General features: G+C 72.2%; 2 protein-coding genes and 1 pseudogene. 1 reads left to right on the top strand and 2 read right to left on the bottom strand.

The genetic code is table 11. The features are described 5' to 3' along the window. Both ACFV2S_RS37880 and ACFV2S_RS37875 read right to left on the bottom strand, forming a co-directional pair. The coding region (locus ACFV2S_RS37880) for a serine/threonine-protein kinase (RefSeq protein ID WP_385570885.1) at nt 1–949 on the bottom strand (949 nt) is incomplete at its 3' end. Nucleotides 950–1,112: 163 nt separating this feature from the next. Continuing rightward, complete coding sequence (locus ACFV2S_RS37875) at nt 1,113–1,904, bottom strand: VOC family protein (RefSeq protein WP_385570883.1); 792 nt, start codon at nt 1,902–1,904, stop codon at nt 1,113–1,115. A gap of 308 nt (nt 1,905–2,212) precedes the next feature. On the opposite strand from ACFV2S_RS37875, the pseudogene ACFV2S_RS37870 reads away from it, so the two are divergent. Continuing rightward, nucleotides 2,213–2,758 (top strand): annotated as a pseudogene (locus tag ACFV2S_RS37870) (TetR family transcriptional regulator); the annotation flags it as partial. Nucleotides 2,759–2,844: the final 86 nt, after the last annotated feature.

The raw sequence follows: 2,844 nt of genomic DNA, 5'->3' as shown, positions 1-2,844 counted from the left end.
GGCCCGGCGGGTCCGCCGGGGGCCGCGGCGGCGCGACGGGCGCGGCGGGCCGGCGGCCGCCGCCGCGGCGCCGCTCGATCATGGCGGTGGCGCTCTGCGGCAGCCACGCCGAGGCCGTGCCGCTGTCGTCGCTGCCGGGTCCGAAGAGGTGCGGGGCGAGCTGCGCCTGGAGGTCGGCCGGCGTGGGCCGGCGGGTGACGTCCATCTGCATGCAGGACTCGATGAGGGGCCGCAGCTCCTCCGGGAGGCCCTCCAGGTCCGGGCCCTCCCGCAGCAGCATGAAGACCGTCTCGACCGGGTTGGCGCCGTGGTAGGGCGCGTGGCCGGTGGCGGCGAAGACCAGCATCGAGCCCAGCGAGAAGACGTCGCTGGCGCCGGTGACGCTGCGCGAGTCGCGGGCCTGCTCGGGCGACATGTAGGCGGGGGTGCCGACGGCGACGTTGGTCATGGTCAGGCGCGTGTTGGAGACGCCCGACGCGATGCCGAAGTCGATCACCCGGGGGCCGTCCTCGACGACGAGGACGTTGGAGGGCTTGAGGTCGCGGTGGACCAGGCCCGCGCCGTGGATGGACTGCAGGGCCTCGGCGACGCCCGCGGCGAGCCAGCGGACGGCCTGGGCCGGGAGCGGCCCGCACTCGTTCACTATCTCTTCGAGGGAGGGCGCCGGGACGTAGGCGGTGGCCAGCCAGGGCACGGCGGCCCGCGGGTCGGCGTCGACGACGGCTGCCGTGTAGAAGCCGGAGACCGCCCGGGCGGCCTCCACCTCCCGGGTGAAGCGGACCCGGAACAGCTGGTCCTCCGCGAGCTCCGTGCGCACGGTCTTGATCGCCACGCGCCGGCCCGAGGCCGAGCGCGCGAGATAGACCAGGCCCATTCCGCCCGCGCCGAGCCGGCCCAGCACCTCGAAGGGCCCGATACGTCTCGGGTCGTGCTGCGTCAGCTGTTCCACTTGCCTGCCACCTCCCCGTACGGGCCATGAGGGTACGGCCCCGTGGCCCCTGATTCTTCCTGTCCGGGGCCCCGGTTGCGAACCCGGGGGCGGATCGGGGTGTCACACCTCATAAAGGGGTGCTGCGGTACGGGGGGTACCGGCCGGTACAGCGGGGGACGGATCAGTCCACAGGGGACGGTTTCGGTTCCGCGAGGACGGCGAAGCGGGCGCCCTGGTTGTCGTGGAGGACGGCGATGCGGCCGTGCGGGGTGTCGAAGGCCGGGGTGGCGACCCGGCCGCCGAGCCGGACCGTGGTCTCGCAGGCCTCGTCGCAGTCGGCGACGGCGAAGTAGACCAGGACGTGGCCCGGCATCTCGGCGGGGAAGTCGTCGGTGATGACGGCCCGCCCCGCGAAGGCGCTGTCGTCGCCGGGCCGGGAGCCGGGGGGCGACCAGACGCGGTAGTCGAAGCCCGCGTCCCTGCCCTCCTCCTCGGCGTCCGCCTGGCGGCCCAGGTAGCCGAAGACGGTGGCGTAGAAGGTGTCGACGGCGTCCGGGCGGCGCGTGTAGACCTCCATCCAGCAGAAGGCGCCGGGCTTGTTCGTGACCTCGAAGCCGTCGTCGTCGCCCTCCTGGCGGAGGCCGAAGACCGCGCCGCCGGGGTCGGCGGCGAGCGCGTACACGCCGAACGGGCCGACGGGGTAGGGCTCCATGACCATCTGCCCGCCGGCGGCCCTGATCCGGGCGGCGAGGGTGCCCGCGTTCGCGGTGGCGAGGTAGAGGGTCCAGGTGGTGGGCATGCGCCCGTCGCGCTTGGGGACGAGTCCGGCGGCCCGGCGGCCGTCGAGGAGGGCCTCGTCGCGGTCGGGGTCGAAGGTCCAGCCGAAGAGCTCGCCGTAGAAGCGCTTGCCCGCTTCCAGGTCGGGGAGCTGTGCGTCCACCCAGCAGGGGGTGCCCTCAGTGCGTACGGCCATGTCACCACGCTAGGGCGGCGGGGGCGGCCCCGCACGCCCCGATATGCGAACAAAGTGGCGATTTATCGGGGCAGAACCCTTGCGGCGCCTGAGTTGTCCACCGAAGTTGTCCACAGGCTGTTCATAAGCCTATTCGAGTGCGGGGCTCCCCCGACCGGCCCCGGCGGCCGCCCGCCCGCGCACCACACTGGCTCGATACCGCCCCTCGCTCTCTCGCCACGCACCCGCGCCGACCTCGCAGAACAGGGGTGCACCCCATTTGCAGTCGGCCGAATCGCGCGCCGATCCCCCCTCGGTAAGCTGACGGCATGACAGGACAAGTACGCACCGTCGACGGCCGCGTGGCCGGACGACGCGGCCAGGCGACGCGGCAGAAGCTGCTCGACTGCCTCGGTGAGATGCTCAGCTCCTCGCCCTACCGGGACGTCAAGGTCATCGATGTGGCCCGGAAGGCGGGTACTTCACCCGCGACGTTCTATCAGTACTTCCCGGACGTCGAGGGAGCGGTCCTCGAGATCGCGGAGGAAATGGCCAAGGAGGGAGCCGCGTTGACCGAGCTGGTCGCCGGCCGCTCCTGGGTCGGCAAGGCCGGCTGGCAGACCTCGGAGGAACTCGTCGAGGGCTTCCTGGACTTCTGGCGGAAGCACGACGCGATCCTGCGGGTCGTGGACCTCGGCGCCGCCGAGGGCGACAAGCGGTTCTACAAGATCCGGATGAAGATCCTGAACTCGGTCACCAACTCCCTCACGGACGCGGTGAAGGAGCTCCAGGCCAAGGGCAAGGTCGACAAGGACGTCAGCCCCGCCGCGATGGCCGGCTCCCTGGTGGCGATGCTGGCCTCGGTCGCCGGTCACTGACAAGCTCCCATCGGTAGCTCCCGCCCGGGATCTTGGCCCTTAGCGCAGGCATCGGGATCTCGCGGCTGGGGGCTTTGGAACAG

The sequence above is a fragment of the Streptomyces sp. NPDC059695 genome (assembly GCF_042733785.1).
GTDB lineage: Bacteria > Actinomycetota > Actinomycetes > Streptomycetales > Streptomycetaceae > Streptomyces.
This window is presented reverse-complemented; position numbering and strand designations above follow the sequence as displayed.